Origin of the sequence: Lacisediminihabitans changchengi (genome assembly GCF_016634425.1) — a bacterium.
Classification (GTDB): domain Bacteria; phylum Actinomycetota; class Actinomycetes; order Actinomycetales; family Microbacteriaceae; genus Lacisediminihabitans; species Lacisediminihabitans changchengi.
Genome location: NZ_JAEPES010000004.1, coordinates 298082 through 315560 on the forward strand (window position 1 = coordinate 298082; position 17479 = coordinate 315560).

17 protein-coding genes and 3 tRNA genes are annotated in these 17479 nt (G+C 66.8%); 10 read left to right on the forward strand and 10 right to left on the reverse strand.

The genetic code is table 11. The features are described 5' to 3' along the window. Positions 1 to 26: 26 nt before the first annotated feature. Both hpt and tilS read right to left on the reverse strand, forming a co-directional pair. Positions 27 to 578, reverse strand: coding sequence for a hypoxanthine phosphoribosyltransferase (gene hpt, locus IV501_RS12635; protein WP_200556682.1), 552 nt, complete (start codon positions 576 to 578; stop codon positions 27 to 29). A gap of 7 nt (positions 579 to 585) precedes the next feature. Next, positions 586 to 1608 carry a tRNA lysidine(34) synthetase TilS gene (gene tilS / locus IV501_RS12640; RefSeq protein ID WP_200556683.1) on the reverse strand — a complete coding sequence of 341 codons (1023 nt, stop codon included), beginning with the start codon at positions 1606 to 1608 and terminating at the stop codon, positions 586 to 588. Between the two features lie 45 nt (positions 1609 to 1653). Here tilS and IV501_RS12645 point away from each other — a divergent pair, with 45 nt between their 5' ends. Beyond that, entirely contained in the window at positions 1654 to 2145 is a 492-nt protein-coding gene (locus tag IV501_RS12645; protein ID WP_200556684.1) for an inorganic diphosphatase, read from the forward strand. Positions 2146 to 2223: 78 nt separating this feature from the next. On the opposite strand, the gene IV501_RS12650 is transcribed toward IV501_RS12645, so the two are convergent. Both IV501_RS12650 and IV501_RS12655 read right to left on the reverse strand, forming a co-directional pair. After that, positions 2224 to 3540 (reverse strand): M23 family metallopeptidase, encoded by a 1317-nt coding sequence (locus IV501_RS12650; RefSeq protein ID WP_200556685.1) that lies wholly within the window; start codon positions 3538 to 3540, stop codon positions 2224 to 2226. A gap of 392 nt (positions 3541 to 3932) precedes the next feature. Further along, a complete protein-coding gene (locus tag IV501_RS12655) occupies positions 3933 to 5198 on the reverse strand; it encodes a peptidoglycan DD-metalloendopeptidase family protein (protein ID WP_200556686.1) in 1266 nt (421 codons plus the stop codon). A gap of 285 nt (positions 5199 to 5483) precedes the next feature. On the opposite strand from IV501_RS12655, the gene IV501_RS12660 reads away from it, so the two are divergent. The 3 genes from IV501_RS12660 (at position 5484) to IV501_RS12670 (ending at position 5772) form a co-directional block, all read left to right on the forward strand. Next, positions 5484 to 5556, forward strand: a tRNA-Glu gene (locus tag IV501_RS12660). Positions 5557 to 5586: 30 nt separating this feature from the next. Next, a tRNA-Asp gene (locus IV501_RS12665) sits at positions 5587 to 5660 on the forward strand. Between the two features lie 39 nt (positions 5661 to 5699). Further along, positions 5700 to 5772 (forward strand) — tRNA-Phe (locus tag IV501_RS12670). Between the two features lie 48 nt (positions 5773 to 5820). On the opposite strand, the gene IV501_RS12675 is transcribed toward IV501_RS12670, so the two are convergent. Continuing rightward, complete coding sequence (locus IV501_RS12675; RefSeq protein ID WP_200556687.1) at positions 5821 to 6453, reverse strand: CGNR zinc finger domain-containing protein; 633 nt, start codon at positions 6451 to 6453, stop codon at positions 5821 to 5823. Between the two features lie 143 nt (positions 6454 to 6596). On the opposite strand from IV501_RS12675, the gene IV501_RS12680 reads away from it, so the two are divergent. Beyond that, complete coding sequence (locus tag IV501_RS12680; RefSeq protein WP_200556688.1) at positions 6597 to 7256, forward strand: cysteine hydrolase family protein; 660 nt, start codon at positions 6597 to 6599, stop codon at positions 7254 to 7256. 84 nt (positions 7257 to 7340) lie between these two features. Here the strand turns inward: IV501_RS12680 and IV501_RS12685 are convergent, their stop codons facing one another. Further along, positions 7341 to 8822, reverse strand: coding sequence for an NAD-dependent succinate-semialdehyde dehydrogenase (locus IV501_RS12685; protein WP_443667555.1), 1482 nt, complete (start codon positions 8820 to 8822; stop codon positions 7341 to 7343). 87 nt (positions 8823 to 8909) lie between these two features. On the opposite strand from IV501_RS12685, the gene IV501_RS12690 reads away from it, so the two are divergent. After that, entirely contained in the window at positions 8910 to 9608 is a 699-nt protein-coding gene (locus tag IV501_RS12690) for an SOS response-associated peptidase (protein WP_200556689.1), read from the forward strand. 78 nt (positions 9609 to 9686) lie between these two features. Next, entirely contained in the window at positions 9687 to 9899 is a 213-nt protein-coding gene (locus tag IV501_RS12695; RefSeq protein WP_200556690.1) for a hypothetical protein, read from the forward strand. A 3-nt stretch (positions 9900 to 9902) separates the two neighbouring features. On the opposite strand, the gene ypfJ is transcribed toward IV501_RS12695, so the two are convergent. Both ypfJ and IV501_RS12705 read right to left on the reverse strand, forming a co-directional pair. Beyond that, positions 9903 to 10796, reverse strand: a complete 894-nt coding sequence (ypfJ, locus tag IV501_RS12700; protein WP_200556691.1) for a KPN_02809 family neutral zinc metallopeptidase — start codon at positions 10794 to 10796, stop codon at positions 9903 to 9905. A gap of 28 nt (positions 10797 to 10824) precedes the next feature. Further along, on the reverse strand, positions 10825 to 12894 hold the full coding sequence (locus tag IV501_RS12705; RefSeq protein ID WP_200556692.1) for an acyl-CoA dehydrogenase family protein: 2070 nt from the start codon (positions 12892 to 12894) through the stop codon (positions 10825 to 10827). A gap of 192 nt (positions 12895 to 13086) precedes the next feature. On the opposite strand from IV501_RS12705, the gene trxA reads away from it, so the two are divergent. Continuing rightward, a complete protein-coding gene (trxA, locus tag IV501_RS12710; protein WP_200556693.1) occupies positions 13087 to 13470 on the forward strand; it encodes a thioredoxin in 384 nt (127 codons plus the stop codon). Here trxA and IV501_RS12715 read toward each other — a convergent pair whose 3' ends face one another. Continuing rightward, positions 13471 to 13890, reverse strand: a complete 420-nt coding sequence (locus IV501_RS12715) for a MarR family winged helix-turn-helix transcriptional regulator (protein WP_234698520.1) — start codon at positions 13888 to 13890, stop codon at positions 13471 to 13473. A gap of 72 nt (positions 13891 to 13962) precedes the next feature. Here IV501_RS12715 and IV501_RS12720 point away from each other — a divergent pair, with 72 nt between their 5' ends. Beyond that, positions 13963 to 14733 carry a TspO/MBR family protein gene (locus IV501_RS12720; protein WP_307812278.1) on the forward strand — a complete coding sequence of 257 codons (771 nt, stop codon included), beginning with the start codon at positions 13963 to 13965 and terminating at the stop codon, positions 14731 to 14733. After that, on the forward strand, positions 14730 to 16322 hold the full coding sequence (locus tag IV501_RS12725) for a DHA2 family efflux MFS transporter permease subunit (protein WP_200556696.1): 1593 nt from the start codon (positions 14730 to 14732) through the stop codon (positions 16320 to 16322). The genes IV501_RS12720 and IV501_RS12725 overlap by 4 nt, the downstream gene beginning before the upstream one ends. Positions 16323 to 16405: 83 nt before the next feature. On the opposite strand, the gene IV501_RS12730 is transcribed toward IV501_RS12725, so the two are convergent. Continuing rightward, positions 16406 to 17113: a lysophospholipid acyltransferase family protein gene (locus tag IV501_RS12730; RefSeq protein ID WP_200556697.1), complete on the reverse strand. Its 708-nt coding sequence runs from the start codon at positions 17111 to 17113 to the stop codon at positions 16406 to 16408. Positions 17114 to 17479 lie beyond the last annotated feature (366 nt).

Below are 17479 nucleotides of genomic sequence, written 5' to 3' on the forward strand. Positions count from 1 at the left end.
TAACTAACGTTCTCGCGGAGGGCTACTCACGCGTAGACGTGGGGGGCAAGCACGCCGATGTCGCGGAAGTTGCGGTACTTCTCCGCATAGTCCAACCCGTAGCCGACCACGAACGCGTTGGGAATCTGGAATCCCTCGTACTTGACGTCGACGATCACCTTGGCGGCATCCGGTTTGCGCAGCAGCGCGCAGATCTCCACAGACTCCGCGCCACGGCTCTCGAGGTTTCCGCGCAGCCACGACAGGGTCAGCCCGGAGTCGATGATGTCCTCGACGATGAGCACCTTTCGGCCGTGCAGGTCCGAGTCGAGGTCTTTGAGAATGCGGACGACGCCGGACGACTGCGTGCCGGACCCGTACGACGACACCGCCATCCAGTCCATCTCGATCGGCAGATGCAGTTCCCGAGCCAGGTCGGCCATCACCATCACCGCACCCTTCAGCACGCCGACCAGCAGCAACTTCTCCCCGGCGTAGTCGGTCTCGATGCGGCGGGCGAGTTCGGCGATCTTGGCGTGGATCTCGTCCTCGGTGATCAACACGCTCTCGAGATCGGCGGCGATGTCCTGATAGTCCATGGGTCTGTTACTCCTGCGGGGTGGGGGTGCGCGCGGCCGGGTCGTGACCGGCCAAGCTGAAGATGAGCAGGCTGCCCTGCCTGATTACTTTAATCCCGGGCAGGTGCAGGGCATCCTGACCCCGCCAGTCCGTCACCAGCCGCGATACCTCCAGAGTGTGGGTCTGGCTGAGGCTCACCCCGAACTCCGCCTGCACCGTGGCCCGGATGATCCGCTGCCGCAGCGCGGGCGGGTTCGCCGCCAGAGCCTTCACCGGCAGCGAGATCCCCGCCTCGGCGTGCTCGGCGAGCTCCTCCAACTGCTCTTCGGCGAACGCGTCGAGAGCCTCGGTGTCTTCCCGGGCGAGCGCTGCCGTCCGAGCGAGAGCCTCGGCGAACCCCGGCCCGAGTTCGCGTTCCAGCAGCGGCAGCACAGTCGAGCGAACGCGCACCCGGGTGAATCTGTCGTCGGAGTTCTGCGGATCGGTCCATGGCGTCAGTCCCGAGTCGAGGCAGAACCGTTCGGTCGTATCGCGCCGGAGCCCGAGCAGCGGCCGCAGGTAGGGGCCGGATGCCGCGGCCATCCCCTTCAGACTGCCGAGGCCGCTCCCCCGGGCAAGGCCCAGAAGTACCGTCTCCGCCTGGTCGTCGAGCGTGTGACCGAGCAGGATGCGCGCGGCTCCCGTCTCGGCGGCCGCCTCCGCGAGCGCGGCGTAGCGAGCCGCGCGGGCGGCGGCCTCCGGTCCGCCGTCGGTGCCGACGATGACGGTTTTCACCAGGACGGGGTCAAGACCGAGCGACAGCGCTTGGGCGGCGGCGTGCGCCGCCACATCCGCCGACCCCTCCTGCAGACCGTGGTCGACGACCACCGCGCCGGCACGGATGCCCGCCCGCCCAGCCTCGAACGCGGCCCCCGCCGCTAGCGCAAGGGAGTCGGGTCCGCCGCTCAGTGCCACCAGCACCCGCGAGTTCTGGGGCAGATCGGCGAGCGAGGAGCGCACCGCTCGGCGGACGTCGGCGATGGCGGGCGTCAGGCGTGGGCGAGTGGTCATCCGATAACGTTATTGCAGCCACCCCAGACCCAAGGAGCCACACCTATGGCCAGCTACGACGCCGTCATCGAGATCCCCAAGGGGAGCCGCAACAAGTACGAGGTCGATCACGAGACCGGACGCGTCTACCTCGACCGCGTGCTGTTCACGGGATTCGTCTACCCCACCGACTACGGCTACTTCGAGAACACCCTCGGCCTCGACGGCGACCCCGTCGACGTGCTGGTGCTGCTCGACTACCCGCTGTTCCCGGGCGTCGGCGTGAAGGTGCGCCCCATCGGCGTCTTCAACATGACGGATGACGGCGGCTCAGACGCCAAGGTCATCGCCGTGCAGGCGAAGGACCCCCGCTGGGACTGGCTGCAGGATGTCGACGACATTCCCGAGTACACCCGCAAGGAGATCGAGCACTTCTTCGAGCACTACAAAGACCTCGAGCCCGGCAAGTGGGTCAAGACCGAGGGCTGGGGTAACGCCGCCGAAGCCGAGCAGATCATCCTCGACGGAATCGAGAAGCTCAAGGCCGAGGGTCACTGACCTTCACGGAGCAATGAGAAAGCCCCCTCCCCGCGAATGCGGGAGGGGGCTTTTTCGTTGTGGTGAGTGGGTTCTTTGCTAGAGCGTGACGCCCCGCGCCGCCATGAAGGGGACCGGGTCGACGGCCGTTCCACCCGGACGGGTCTCGAAGTGGAGGTGGCAGCCGGTGGAGTTGCCGGTGCTGCCGACGCGGGCGATCTGCTCTCCGGCGGTGACGGTCTGGCCCTTCGAGACCAGGGTGCCGCCGTTCATGATGTGCCCGTATGCGGTGCTCACGCCGCCTCCGGTCACGATCACGAAGTTGCCGTAGCCGCCGCTCTGTCCGGCGAAGGTCACCGTTCCCGAGTTGGCTGCCCAGATCGGGGTGCCGCAGGCCGCCCCGAGGTCGGCTCCAGCGTGCAGCGACCAAATTCCGCTCACCGGGTTGGTGCGCATTCCGTAGGGATCGACGACTCTGCCCTGCGAGGGCTTCGCCCAGCCGGATCCACCCACGGAGCCTCCGGCGCTTCCGCCACCACCACCGCTGCCTCCGCCGCCGCCACCGGATGACGCGGGATGCGCGGCCGCGTAGGCCGCTGCCGCGGCAGCCGCCTGACGATCCTGTTCGGCCTTGATGGCGGCTCGCACCTTCACGCCCTCCGAATACGAGGCCTCGGTGATCGCCTGGTTGTTCACCAGCGCGGAACGCTGTGCTTCGAGACGGCCCTTGTTGTCCTGCTGTTCGGCGAGAGCAGCAGTCGCCTTTTCCGATGCAGCGTTCGCCTCATCCATCGCCTTCTGAGCGTCGTCGGCCAGGGCCTTGAGGGCCTTCTCGGCGACATCCGCCTGGCTGCTGAGCGACTCGGCGGTGTTCTGGTCTTGGACGGCCTTCTCATAGATGCCGGCGGACTGGTCTTTCACCAGCGTCGCCATCCCGAGCTTGGCGAGGAGCTTCTTGGAGTCGTCGCCGCTGAAGAAGATGGTGGAGGAGACGTCACTGCCGCCGCCGACCCGAGCCAACTGCGCGACCAGGGTCGCCGCCTTCTGCTTGGAATCGTCTGCCTTCTTCTGGGCGATCTTCGCCTGGTCCTGCAGGGCTGTCAGCTTGAACGCGGCCTCGTCGTGCTTCTGCTGGGCTACCTGAAACTCGGTGCCCTTTTGCTCCGCGACCTGCTGGGCGGCAGACACCTGAGCGGCAAGACCGGCGAGGGCCTCATCGAGTTTCGCGATCTCTTTCTGCTTCGCCGCGACGTTGTTGCGCGCGGCCTGCACATCACCCCAGCTGGGGTAGTCCACGGCATAGGCACGGTCGGCGGACTGGCCGACAATGGTGCCGGTTATGAGAACCGCGGCGAGGGCGACGAGAGCGATCGCGCGCTTGTTGCGCAGACGATCGAACGTTGTGCCGTGATTCATAGATTCCCCCGATGGTGAGCGGCAATCATCCCCGAGCCGCCCGTTGGTAACACTGTTAACACCAGTAACACCAGTCACCGTAGCAACAGGGCGCGCAAATGACCAGGCCGGGCCCATTCTGGGGGCAGCCTGCCCTCGGCTCGCACGTTCGGGAGCGGCGTCACTCACGACGCCTTCGACTGCCGTTATTCAGGAGTGCGTGGGCTGCGCGGGCGTTCTTCAGGAGTCGGCGTGTGACGGGATTTCGCGTTATTCAGCAGGCTGTGGGGCGGGAGTTGCCCGTGATGCGGGTGGGGAGAACGTCCGTCACTCCAGTCCCCCGCCTCACACACCCTCCTGAATGATGCGAGTCCGAGTACCGCCACGTGCACCGACCCGAATCGGTGAGCGGGTCAGCCGCCGTTGCCGGCGAGGCTGATGCCGCGATCGCGGAGGAACGGAACCGGATCGATGGTGCCGGATCCCTGGTACACCGAGAAGTGGAGGTGGCACCCGGTGGACCATCCGGTGCTCCCGATCTTGGCGATGTTCTGGCCGGGCGCGACATCCTGGCCGATCGAGACGAGGATGCCGCCGTTCACGATGTGACCGTAGGCGGTGAAGGTGCCGTCGTGGTGGTCGATCTTGATGTAGTTGCCGTACCCGCCGAACGGGCCGGCGTAGACGATGGTGCCGGCATGCGCTGCATAGATGGGCGAACCGCACGCCGCGCCGAGGTCGGTGCCGTCGTGCAGGGCGTAATTGTGGGTGTACGGATCGACGCGGAAACCATACGGGCTCGAAATCGGCCCACCCGCCGGACGCGCGTAGCCCTGTTCGCTGATCTCCCCCGCCGCGAGGTCGGCACCGGGGCCGTACTTGGCGACGAGGCCCGCCTTGTACTCCTCCTCGGTGTGCTGCTGGTTCGTCTTCAGGGTCTCGAGCTGCGCCTGGAGGGTCGCGATGTGCGCCTGCTGCTCGTCGAGTGCTGCCTGCGCGGCCTGCGCGGCTGTGGCGGCCTCTTCCAACGCTTTCTGCGCGGCCTCGGCGAGCGACTTCAGCGCATCCTTCGCGACGTTAGCGGTGTCGGTGAGCGACTGGGCCGTGTTCTGGTCTTGGATCGCCTTGGCGTAGAGCCCGGCGGACTGATCGCTGACCATGCTGGCAAGACCGAGCTGCTCGAGCATGTCGTTGGCCTTGCCACCACTGAAGAAGATCTGGGTGGGGAGGTCGTTGCCACTGGTGCGCGCGAGTCGGGCGGCGACCTGAGCGGCCTGCTGCTTCGACTTCGCGGCCTTGTCCTTAGCGACATCCGCTTGCTCCTTCAGCGTCGCCGCCTCGAGCGCCTTCGTGTCGTACTTGTCCTGGGCGACCTGGGCGTCTTCGCCCTTCTGCTCGGCGAGCGACTGCTTGGCCGTCACATCCGCCTGCAGGCCGGCGATCGTCGCCGTGATCTCGGCGATCTGCTTGGCCGCGGCGGCCGTATTGGTGCGGGCGGCCTGAACGTCGTTCCAGCTCGGGTAGTCGTCGGCGAATGCCGCGTCGGCCGAGTGCCCGACGACAGTGCCCGATACGAGCATGGCAACGACGGCGGCAGCGGCGAGAAAGCGGATGCGTCCCGGGCGGGTAACACGAATCTTCCAGGCGACTGCGCCTCTTTCGCTCTGCCTGTTGTTCATGTCTCCCTGACTCCGTGACGCTGTCCGGCCGACACCAGTCCCTGCCTGCCGGCAGTTGTTTAACACTGCTAACGATAACGGGTGCTCGCGCGGGCCGAGACGGGCGAGCGCCCGTCAACCTTCGACAACACGTTGAACCTAACCGTCGACCACGACATGAGGCGGGTAATTCGTCGGTGTGGCACGAACACGCCCGGGTTGCAGCGAGATCGGGCTCAGTTTGGCAAATGACTGGGACGCCCCTATGCTTATTCCTCGGCAGCTATGAAGTGTTTCTTGCTTCACGGCCCCATCGTTTAGTGGCCTAGGACGGCGCCCTTTCACGGCGTTAACACGGGTTCGAATCCCGTTGGGGTCACATAGCACCATCTCAAACAGCGAATAGCTAGGCCCTGTAGCGCAGTTGGTTAGCGCGCCGCCCTGTCACGGCGGAGGTCGCCGGTTCAAGTCCGGTCAGGGTCGCAACGCACGGTCTTCTCTCGCCAGACGGCCGTGTCGTTTGGCTCTGTAGCTCAGTTGGTAGAGCGCACGACTGAAAATCGTGAGGTCACCGGATCGACGCCGGTCGGAGCCACGAAGGCCATCTGCAGGCTTCTACTGTGGGTGGCCTTTTTTTGTGCCCTCAGTCCTCGACGACCAGGCCGGTGCGCTTGCGGTACGCCCGGGCCGCACGCACACGAGTGCCACACGAGGGGCGGCACCATTCGCGGCGCGGGTGGTCTTTGAGAAAGAACAGCGGACACCCTGGGGCCTGGCATGCTCGCAGCGTCGTCAGCCTGTCGGTGCCGAAGATGGCGATAGCGTCTGCCGCGATCTCACCGAGTACGCCGCCCACGCCTGAACCCTCTGACCGGGACACCGCTGACGGCACCGAACCGATCGAGAGCGCCAGCGACTGCCAGGTGCGAAGGATGCCCGCGTGCGCGTTGAGCAGATCGACCGCCGCCTCGTCGACTGCCCTCTCGCCGGCCGCGCCGTCCCCCGAATCCGCTGCGGCAAGCGAGCCGGCGATTGACCGGATGGCGCTGCGCAGCGCCAGGAACTCGGCGAGGTCGCCCTCCCCCACGACCAGCGCCTCGGAGGCCGGCGTGTGAGTGAGACGCGGCCGGATGCGCTGAAGCCAGCCATCGAGCGCGCTCGGCGATGCAAGCCCTTCGCGCACCGCGCCTCGCACCGTGTAGTGCGTGTTCGCCAGATCGAGGGCCAGCGAGTCCTCGATGAGTGGGACGTTCTCGACGTGTTCGTGGTCGTTCATGGTTCTCACGTTAGCACTCGCTTGCATCCGTGAGAAGTTTGTGTTCTACTTTTCTCACGCATGCAGAAGACTCCAGCCGTGAGAACCAGTTCACGGCGCGACGAGCACCGCAGCAATAGCCGCCTCCCCAATCGAAGGAAATCATGGACTTCACCCCCGCCGACACGGCCATCGTCATCACCGACCCGCAGAACGACGTTCTGAAAGAGAACGGCATGGTCTGGGGCCTCGTCGGCCCGAGCATCCGCACCAACAACACCGTCGACAACCTCGAGCGCCTGATGACCTCGGGCAAAGAACTCGGCTTCGGCGTGTTCATCTCCCCGCACTACTACTACCCGACCGACCAGAAGTGGCAGTTCGGTGGCCCGATCGAGACGATGATGCACGACTCGCACATGTTCTCCCGCGCCGGCGCCCTCGACCTGACCGGTTTCGCCGGCTCGGGCGCCGACTGGCTCGACAAGCTCGCCCCGGTGATCAACGACGGCGAGACCGTCGTGACGAGCCCGCACAAGGCCTTCGGCCCGTCGACCAACGACCTCGTTCTGCAGCTGCGTAAGCGGGGCATCCAGAAGGTGATCCTCGGCGGAATGCTGGCCAACCTGTGTGTCGAGTCGCACCTGCGCGACCTCATCGAGGCGGGCTTCGAAGTCGCCGTAGTTCCGGATGCGACCGCAGCGCCGAACCACCCCGAGCTCGGTGACGGAAACGCCGCAGCGGCGATCAACTTCAACTTCGTCGCCAACCAGGTGCTCAGCACCGACCAGGCGATCGAGGCGATGAAGGCCGCAACCGCCTGATCCGCTTCAGCTGACCGACCGGCCATTCGCACCGTCGCGGTGCGGATGGCCGGTCTCGTTTTTTTGAGACGGAGCGGACGAGCGTCAGCCCACGTTGAGCGAAAGGTACTTCGTCTCGACGTACTCGTCGATGCCGACGTGTGCGCCCTCGCGGCCGTATCCGCTGGATTTGACCCCACCGAACGGTGCCGCCGGGTTCGACAGCACGCCCCGGTTCACGCCGACCATGCCGACCTCGAGCTTCTCTGAGACACGAACGGCGCGATCGAGGTCGCGAGTGAAGATGTAGGCGGCGAGGCCGTAGTCAGAGGCGTTCGCCCACCCGAGCAGCTCGTCCTCCGTGCTGAAGCCGACGATCGGGGCGACCGGGCCGAAGATCTCGTCGGTGACCAGGCGGGATGTCGGGCTCACCCCGGTGACGACCCGCGCGGCCGAGAAATACCCGGTCGACTTGGGCAGCGGAGTCTCATAGACGACGGTCGCGCCCTCCGCCACAGCGGCGGCGACCAGCTCCTCGACCTTGTCGACGGCGGCCTGGTCGATGAGCGGACCGAGCGTGACGGCGGCATCCGTTCCGCGTCCGACGACGAGTTTCTCGAACCGAGCAGCGAACTTGGTGGAGAACTCGTCGAGCACCGACTCGTGCACGTAGAACCGATTCGCGGCCGTGCACGCCTCACCGTTGTTGCGGAGCTTCGCGAGCATCGCCTGATCGACCGCATGATCGATGTCGGCATCCTCGAAGACGATGAACGGCGCGTTGCCGCCGAGTTCGAGCGACAGCCGGATGAGGCCCTTCGCCGACTGTTCGGCGAGCGACTGCCCGACCTCGGTCGACCCGGTGAACGACAGCTTGCGCAGACGCGGATCCTCGATCAGCGAGCTGACCACCGACGAGGCCTTGGAGGTGGTGACGGTACCGAGCACGCCGTCGGGGAGGCCAGCCTCCGTAAGGATGGCGGCGATCGCATGCATCGATAGCGGGGTCTGCTTCGCGGCCTTGACGACGACCGTGCAGCCGGCGGCAAACGCGGGGCCGATCTTGCGCGCGCCCATCGCGAGCGGGAAGTTCCACGGGGTGACCAGCAGGCACGGGCCGACGGGCTGCTTCATGGTGATGATGCGCGACTTGCCGTCCGGCGCGGTCGACCAAGATCCGTCGAGCCGCACCGCCTCCTCGGAGAACCAGCGGAAGAAGTCGGCGGCATAGGCGACCTCCGAGCGCGACTCCGCGATCGGCTTGCCCATTTCCAGCGTCATCAGCAGGGCGAGCTCCTCGTTGCGCTCCGTCATGAGCTCGTAGGTGCGACGCAGGATCTCGCCGCGCTCGCGCGGCGGGGTGGCGGCCCAGGCGGGCTGGGCGGCGACTGCCGCGTCCAAAGCCGCGCGGGCATCCTCGACGCTCGCGTCGGCGACCTCGACCAGCACCTCACCGGTGCTCGGATCGTCGACGCCGAGCGTCATGCCCGTCGACGAGTCGACCCACGCTCCGTTTCTCAGGAGCCCCTTCGGCACGGCAGAGAGGACGGCGGCTTCGGACTCGGTGAGCGAGGTGATGTTCGGCACGCCTCCACTATATGGAGATGCACAGATCTATATGGAGATGCACAGATCGGGCACCCGTTTGTCGTAAGTCCGCGCCAGACTGTGTGCATGTGCGGACGCTTTGCCATGGACAAGAAGGTGGATGACCTCATCCTCGAGTTCGTCGCGGCGGGCGGGGAGGCAGCGGACTGGGAGCCGAACTGGAACGTGCGGCCGACGGACCCCATCCCCGTGATCATTGAGAGCACCAAAGAACAACCGGAGCCGCTGCGCCGGGTCGCTCTCGCCCGCTGGTCGCTCACTCCCGGCTGGTCGAAGACGCTCAAGATGACGGTGCCCACGTTCAACGCCCGAAGCGAGGGCATCACCGAGAAGGCCTCATTCAAGGCTGCGGTGAAGTCGAAGCGGGCGCTGATCCCGGCATCCGGATACTACGAGTGGCAGACCGACCCGGTGACGAAGAAGAAGACGCCCTTCTATCTGCGCGGCGCCGACGACGAGACACTGGCCTTCGCCGGCCTGTACTCCTGGTGGCGCGACCACTCCAAGCCGGATGACGACCCCGACCGCTGGGTGCTCACGGCCACGATTCTCACGGCCGATGCCGTGCACACCCTCGACCACATCCACGACCGCAACCCGGTTCCGCTTCCGCCGGAGTGGTGGGCGGACTGGCTCGACCCGCGCATCGAGGGCGATCAGGCCTTCGTCGACGCGGCGGTAGCCGCGGCGGTCGGCGTCGCGGAAACCCTCGAGGTGGTGCAGGTCGTCGCGGTCACCGATGACGAACCGATTCCCGTCCGCTGAGGCTGAACATCGGCACAACACCCTTGCCCTGCGACTCCCGCGGGCATACGTTCCAGAACAACCGTTAGGAGATCGCCCGTGCGTCCAAAACTGATCGTCATCGCCCTCATCGCTTTCGCGGCCTACGTGCTCGGAGCACGGGCCGGCCACGACCGCTACGAGGAAATCAAGCATGCCGCCACCAAGTATTGGAACGACCCCGAAGTGAAGAAAGCCCGCAAGAAGGCCAAGAAGCTTCGCGATAAGGCACGCAAGGCCGCGTCGAAGCAGGCACACCGCCTCTACTCGTGACCGCTAGAGCTGCGATGCCCTCGGTGTGAAGGTGTCGCAGCTCTCTGCTCCCGACTGGTACCCGGTCTCGAACCAGCGCTGGCGCTGCGCACTGGAGCCATGGGTCCAGGAGTCGGGGTCCACCGCTCCCCCGCCGAGCTTCTGCAGCCGATCGTCACCGATCGCGGCCGCAGCGTTGAGAGCGTCGGCGACCTGCGCGCTGGTGACTGGTTCGAGGAAGGGCACACCGTTGTCATCCGTCGTCTCTGTCGCCGCCCCCACCCAGGCGCCGGCGAAACAGTCGGCCTGCAGTTCGGTGCGCACCGAATCCGACCCGGCCCCCTCCTGGTCACCGGACTGATTCGCGAAGCGCCCGGCCAGATCTTGGATGCCGTGGCCCCATTCGTGGGCGACCACATAGAGCTGGGACAGCGAGCCGGCCGTGGCGCCATAGGTGTCGCGCAGGTCGGTGAAGAATGCCGTGTCGAGGTAGATCACCTTGTCGCTCGGGCAGTAGAACGGACCGGTGGCGCCCGAGGCAGTGCCGCACGGAGTGTCGGTAGAACCGCCGAACAGCACGAAGTCCGGCGAGGTGTAGTCGACTCCGAGCACTGGCGCCTCCTGCGCCCAGTAGACGTCGAGGGATGCCGCGGCCCCCTTCATCCTGCAGCCGACGTCGGCGTTGGCCTGGGCTCCGGTCGTGCACTGGGAGAGGTCCTGACCTCCCGCCGCAGGCTGGCTGCCGGCGTCGGACCCGGCATCCGTTCCCAGGTCGACGCCGAGCAGGTTCGCGATCACGATGATCGCGATCGTGACCAGCACACCGCCACCGCCGCCCACGACCAGGCCGGTGCGGCGACGACCACCGCCGGAGCGGGCATTGCCCTTGCTGATGTCGGCGTCGTCGTTGAACGTCATGGCGAGCAGAGTACCCGGCGCCAGGGCGTCAGCGGCGCTTCGGCGACTTCTCCCTCACCGGCGCGGTGCCACTCTCGCGCTGCGCGCGGAAGTACTCGCGCGCTTCGTCCTGCCGCTCGCGCTCGGCACCCGAGGCGATCGGAGCCCGCACCAGCTCCGGGGTGAATCCGAATGCCTCGACCAGGGGCAGAGCCTGGTCGCGGAGGCGCGGCAACAGCCGATCGTCGATGTAGTCAGTGATCGCCGTTGCGCGGGCGGCGGAGAGGCGCCCGTTGATCAGATACCAGGCGAGGTTCTTCTCGATCAGCGAGAGGCCGAACAGGTCACGCAGCCAGGTGAGCACCTCGCGGGTGCCCGCGTGCTCGATGCCTGCGAGTGCATCGGTGAAGGCCTCCCACTGCAGCAGCTCACCGTGCGCCTTCGCGGCCTCGATCAGCTCGTTCTGGTTGCTGTTGAACAGCGCGGCCGCCTCGGCGGGCGCGAGTTTCGACGCCGGGCGCAGTCGCCCAGCGAGCGCGGCGACCATCGTCTGCACCCGATCGGTGAGCAACTGGCGCTGGGATGCTTCCTCCCGCACCGATCCGACGGAGCGCGCGATCGATCCACGGTCGCTCACGTTCTGGGCCAGCCGGCGCAGGCCCGAGCGGTTGACCGCGGCCTCGCCGACCTGCCCGGCGACGAATCCGGCGAGCGCGCCGGCATCCGCTGTGGCGAACTTGCGGGAGTAGTCGGTGAGCAGGCGCTTGGCGACCAACTGCAGCAGCACGGTGTTGTCCCCCTCGAACGTGACATAGACGTCGAGGTCGGCGCGCAGCTGGGTGAGGCGGTTCTCGGCCAGGAATCCGGCCCCGCCGCAGGCCTCGCGGGCCTCCTGCAGGATGTCCAACGCATTCCAGGTGCTGAGCGGCTTGAGGGCCGCGGCGAGGGTTTCGAGGTCTTCGCGGTCGGCATCCGTCGCGTGTGCACCGGAGAACACTCCGTCGAAGGCGGTGAGCAGCTTCTCGTGCGCGAACGACATGGCATAGGTCGTCGCCAGGCGCGGGAGCAAGCGGCGCTGATGACGCTGGTAGTCGAGGATGACCTCTTCGTCGGTGGGGCTGCCCGCGACGAACTGGCGGCGCTGACTGCCGTAGGTGATCGCGATGTCGAGGGCGAGCTTGCTGGCGACGGTTGCCGCGCCATCGAGCGAGACCCGGCCCTGAACCAGCGTGCCAATCATGGTGAAGAATCGGCGGCCGGGGCTCGCGATGCTCGACGAGTAGACGCCGTTTTCGTCGACGTCGCCATAGCGGTTCAGCAGGTTCTCTCGGGGCACGCGCACGCCGTCGAAATGGAGGCGGCCATTATCGATGCCGTTGAGGCCACCCTTGGGCCCGTCGTCTTCGCCACCGATGCCCGGCAGGAAGCCGCTCTCGTCGCGGAGGGGCACATAGAGCGCGTGCACGCCGTGATTGGTCCCCGCGACAATCAGCTGGGCGAAGACGACGGCGGCGGTACCGTGCACCGCCGCGTTGCCGAGGTAGTCCTTCCAGGCGGCGCGGAACGGCGTCTGGAGAACAAACTCGTCGGTAGCCGGGTCGTAGGTGGCGGTGGTGCCGATGGCCGCGACATCCGATCCATGTCCGGTCTCAGTCATCGCGAAGGCCCCGGGCACCTTCAGGCTCATGATGTCGGGAAGGAGTCGCTGATGGTGGCGCTCGGTTCCCAGGTGCAACACCGCGGCGCCGAACAGCCCCCACTGCACGCCAGACTTGATCTGCAGGGACGGGTCTGCGGTGACCAGTTCCTCGAACGAGGCGATGTTTCCGCCGTGATCGTCCTCACCGCCGACCGACTTCGGGAACGCCCGGTGCACGACGCCCTTCTCGACCAGGAGGCCGAGCTGTTCGAACACCCGCTGGCGTTGCTCGGCGAGGCTGAGTCCCTCCTGGCGCTGCAACGCGGGGTCGACCAGGAGTGCGCGGGAATGGCGCCGCGCGTCTGCCCACTGCCCCAGCAGATAGCCGCCCAACCAGGCGACATCGACCCCCGACGGGGCCAGAGACGGCACGGATGCGGCGGATACGGTGGAATGCGGACGATCTGCGAGCTGCGTCATTGGGCTTGTCCTTCGCGTGGGGTATTTCCACGCTACGAGCCACCCCGGGAGGGGCAAAGCGGGTCGTTCGGACTAGACGAATGCGCTCGCGAGGCCGGGGCATCCGTTGTGGATTCCCACAACCGAAGCACCAAGGGAATGTGGGATGCCACCGTGCGTTGTAGTGACTACAGACTTCAGAAGGAGAAGAGAATGCCCACAATCGAACTAACCAACGATGTCTTCGAGAAGACCGTCACCTCCCCCGGAATCACCCTCGTGGACTTCTGGGCCGACTGGTGTGGCCCCTGTAAGATGTTCGCCCCGATCTATGACGCCGCGAGCGAGAAGAACCCCGACGTGACCTTCGCCAAGGTCGACACCGAGGCCGAGCAGGCGCTGGCCGGTGCCGCCGGCATCAGCGCCATCCCGACCCTGATGGCGTTCCGTGACGGCGTGCTCGTCTTCTCGCAGGCCGGCGCGCTGCCCGGCCCCGCTCTCGACCAGGTGATCGAGGCCGTCAAGGGTCTCGACATGGACGAGGTGCACCGCCAGATCGCTGCACAGCAGGCCGCGGAGACCACTCCAGAGGCTTAGTCAGTTCCAGCGGCCTTTCGAGGTCGCGCGGATGATCTCGAGCAGCGCCGCACGCATCCCCGCGTTGTCGGCGATGCTCGGGAACAGATCCGCTTCGAGCGTCTTCGCACGCTCCCACACCCGGCGACCGGTCGGCGTGCGCGTCACCACGTGCCGTCGACCGTCGGCCGGGTGTTTCTCTCTCGCGACGAACCCCTCGCGTTCGAGCCGCTCCAGGCTCCGCGACATGGTCTGCACTTCCACCCTCGCCTGCGTGGCGAGTTCGGTCTGACTGAGCGACCCGACGTCGAGCAGGTCGAGCACGATCAGCCCCGCGTGCGTCAGACCCTCCTTTTCGAGCGCCTCGACCCAGGCGTGCTCGACCAGGCGCGACGCCATGGAGAGCAGTCGGCCGGTCGGCCACGCATCCATGGGGTCCATATCTGCCATTCTCGGGTACGGTGAGTTACTAAGCTAGCTGAGTAATTACCGTCTCAACAGGTGGAGGATGCCGTGGCCAGGGATGTCGTTCGTCAAGTGATCGTGCTGGTCAGCGCGGTGATCGCGGTGGTCGGCTCGTTCATCGGTTCCGGCGCTGCCGGCGGAACGCCGATTCAGGATGCCGCCGGCGGAGCGCTCGCGGCGGACGCGACCACCATCGCTCCCGCCGGCCCCGCGTTCTCGATCTGGTCGGTGATCTACGTCGGACTGATCGCCTACGCGATCTGGCAGCTCCTCCCCCGACAGCGCAGCGACCCACGCCAGCGCGTGCTCGGCTACCCGATCGCGGTGACCCTGGTGCTCAATGCCGCCTGGATCCTCAGCATCCAGTTCGGCTTCCTGGCGCTGAGCGTGCCGATCATCGTGGTGCTGCTCGCCGCCCTGATCTGGACCTTCTTCCTCACCCTCCGCACGCGCCCGAAAGGCGTGGTGGAGGCCGCCGTCGCCGACGGAACCGTCGGCCTCTACCTCGGCTGGGTCTGCGTCGCGACCGCGGCCAACATCACCGCCTACCTCGTCGCCGCGGGGTTCGCCGGAGGGAGCATCCCGCGTGACGTGTGGTCCGTCGTCATCGTCGCGGTGGCCGGGGCGGTCGGCGTGCTGCTCGCGCTGCGCGGCCGCGGGCGACTTGCGCCCGCGGCATCCCTCGGCTGGGGGCTGGCGTGGGTCGCGGTCGCACGGTTGGGCGGAGAGCCCTTCTCCGTGGCGACCGGAATCGCGGCCATAGCCGCGGTGATCATCGTGGTCGTGACGACCATCAGCATCCGGGTGCGCGTCTCGTGAGCACAGTAACCACTGCTCACGACCGCCGCCGGTGGGCCGGGCTTGTCTTCATCAGCGTCGCCGTCGCCCTGATCATCGTCGATTCGACGATCGTGAACGTGGCGATCCCCTCGATCATCAAAGACCTCAGCATCACCTCCACCCAGGTGCAGTGGGTACAGGAGAGCTACACGCTCGTCTTCGCCGCGCTTCTGCTGGTATTCGGCGCGCTGGCCGACCGGTACGGACGACGACGGATGTTGCTGCTCGGCGTCATCGTCTTCGCTGCCAGCTCGGTGCTCGCGGCCCTCGCGCCCACCGGAGACCTGCTCATCGGCTCACGCGTGCTGCAGGGTGTCGGCGGCGCGATGGTGCTGCCGACCACGCTCTCCCTGATCAATGCGACCTTCCGCGGACGAGAGCGCGCCATCGCTTTCGCTGTCTGGGGGTCGACGATCGGCGGCATGGTCGCGGTCGGCCCCCTGCTCGGTGGCTGGCTGACCACCTACTTCTCGTGGCGGTGGGCGTTCGGCATCAACATCCCGTTCGGTGTCGCGATCGTGATCGGCGTTCTGCTGTTCGTCGCGCCGTCGAAAGACCCGAGCGCGACCGGACGAGTGGATGTCGTCGGCGCGGCCCTGTCGGTGGTGACGAGCGCGACGCTCGTGTTCGGCCTCATCGAGGGACGCACCTACGGCTGGTGGCTGATCAAGAAGGGGGTGGATTGGCCGCTCGCTCTGTCGCCGGTGCCCATCGCCTTCGCGATAACGGTGGTGGCCGGCATCCTGTTCGTCCTCTGGGGGCTGCGTCGCCAGCGGCGAGGGCTCTCGCCACTGCTCGCCTTCGACCTGTTCCGCATCGCGTCATTCCGCAACGGCAATATCGCGGCGATGATCGTGTCTCTGGGAGAGTTCGGCATCATCCTGTCGCTACCGCTCTGGCTGCAGAACGTTCTCGGCTACGACGCGCTGCAGACCGGGTTCATCCTGCTGGCGCTCGCCATCGGGTCGTTCGTGGCCAGCGGATTCGCCGGAGCGTTCGGCAATCGCATCGCGCCCGTGACCATCGTTCGGGTCGGCATCGCGGCCGAGATCTTAGGGGTCGCGGGTCTGGGCGTGGTGATCTCGGCCTCCGCCAGCTGGGGCATCATCGTGCCGTTCCTCTTCGTCTACGGTTTCGGGGTCGGGCTCGCGACAGCGCAGCTGACCGGCGTCGTGCTCAAGGATGTCCCGATTGAGAAGAGCGGTCAGGGTTCCGGCACGCAGAGCACCGCACGGCAGATCGGATCAGCGCTCGGCATCGCCATCCTCGGCACGGTGCTATTCACCTCCGCCGGCAGCGCGCTCGATGCCCGCCTCAGCGACGTGCCCGACGCGCAACGCACGCAGATCGTGAACACCGTGGTGGACAGCGCCGGTGCGGCGATCCCGGCTCTGGCGAAACAGAACGCTCAGGTCGGCGACGCCGCGAAGGTCGCCTTCAGCGACGCCACCCGATACTCGGCTTTTGCCGCGGCCGGATTCCTCGTCTTGGGTCTCATCGCGACGCTGCGACTCGGGCGCTCTCGCCCGGAGGACGAGCGTCCCGGTAACCGTCCGCCAACAGGCTGAAATCACCGAATCATCCGCCAACAGGACAGATTCGGAGGTATTGCGGCGGCCATCCTGTTGGCTGCAGGGCGGGTTGGGCGCGACTAGGAGCGTTCGCGGTGGAAGAAGCGGTGCACCCGCTCCCGCACGGTGGCGGCGGGCGGCTCGTTGTAGACGCCGGCGAGCTCCTGGCCGCTGAGGGCATGGATCGCGGCCATGATCTCATCCGTCGCCGCACGGCGGGCTCGGCCCGATGTCGCCGGACCGTGAGCGCTGAGATCCAACGGCTCGCCGAACTGCACCGTCACCTTCGCCAGCCGGGGAACGGATGACCCCACCGGCTGCAACTCCTCGGTGCCGGTGAGCGCGACCGGAACCACCGGTGCCCCCGACGTGAGCGCCAACCAGGCGACGCCGGTGCGGCCGCGGTAGAGCCGACCGTCGAGCGAGCGGGTGCCCTCCGGATAGATGGAAAAGGCTTCGCCTGCCTCGAGCACGGAGAGCCCGGCATCCAGGGCGTCCTGCGCGGCCGCGGCGGAACCACGCTCGACCGGGATGGCCCCCACGCCGCTGAAGAATGCCTTCGAGAGCCGGCCGCGCATCCCGGTGCCGGTGAAATAGCTCGCCTTGGCGAGAAAAGAGACCGATCTCGGGGCGACGAGCGTGATCACGATGCTGTCCGCGAAGGAGAGATGGTTGCTCGCGAGGATGACCGCGCCATGCTTCGGCACATTCGACCGCCCGATGATCGTGGGCCGGAACAGGGCGCGGCCGAACGGGGCGAGCGTCGCTCGCGCGAGGAATTTCAGCACGTGATTGTCTCCTGGCCTTGCCGACGTGGCAGCGAGCGGTGGTCTACACGAACGAGGGGGTGGGTAGACCGTTCGGTATGTCCCCTTGAAGTGGGGATGTGGTGCCCACCGGCCACACGCTAGCCTGGGCGAGCATCACTACCGCGGACTTACCCCGCACCTGTCCACCCTGGCAGGTGTTGTGCGCGGAGAGTGAGGCACATACCCACGTTTCCCTGTAACCCGATTATGCAGGATTGGCATCAATGTACCCGACATTGCACGCCTGGCGACCCATCCAGGCAGTTACCACCGCGCTCGAAAACCTCTCCGGGGGTGCTCTGTGAGCAGCGTCGGCAGAACCCTCTCTCCGCTGGAATCACTTGT

Coding starts and splice junctions, on each gene's coding strand:
- IV501_RS12675 (WP_200556687.1), bottom strand. CDS start 6,453: ATGAACGACCACGAACACGTCGAGAACGTCCCACTCATCGAGGACTCG.
- tilS (WP_200556683.1), bottom strand. CDS start 1,608: ATGACCACTCGCCCACGCCTGACGCCCGCCATCGCCGACGTCCGCCGA.
- IV501_RS12650 (WP_200556685.1), bottom strand. CDS start 3,540: ATGAATCACGGCACAACGTTCGATCGTCTGCGCAACAAGCGCGCGATC.
- trxA (WP_200556693.1), top strand. CDS start 13,087: ATGCCCACAATCGAACTAACCAACGATGTCTTCGAGAAGACCGTCACC.
- IV501_RS12690 (WP_200556689.1), top strand. CDS start 8,910: ATGTGCGGACGCTTTGCCATGGACAAGAAGGTGGATGACCTCATCCTC.
- IV501_RS12655 (WP_200556686.1), bottom strand. CDS start 5,198: ATGAACAACAGGCAGAGCGAAAGAGGCGCAGTCGCCTGGAAGATTCGT.
- IV501_RS12715 (WP_234698520.1), bottom strand. CDS start 13,890: ATGGACCCCATGGATGCGTGGCCGACCGGCCGACTGCTCTCCATGGCG.
- hpt (WP_200556682.1), bottom strand. CDS start 578: ATGGACTATCAGGACATCGCCGCCGATCTCGAGAGCGTGTTGATCACC.
- IV501_RS12705 (WP_200556692.1), bottom strand. CDS start 12,894: ATGACGCAGCTCGCAGATCGTCCGCATTCCACCGTATCCGCCGCATCC.
- IV501_RS12680 (WP_200556688.1), top strand. CDS start 6,597: ATGGACTTCACCCCCGCCGACACGGCCATCGTCATCACCGACCCGCAG.
- ypfJ (WP_200556691.1), bottom strand. CDS start 10,796: ATGACGTTCAACGACGACGCCGACATCAGCAAGGGCAATGCCCGCTCC.
- IV501_RS12645 (WP_200556684.1), top strand. CDS start 1,654: ATGGCCAGCTACGACGCCGTCATCGAGATCCCCAAGGGGAGCCGCAAC.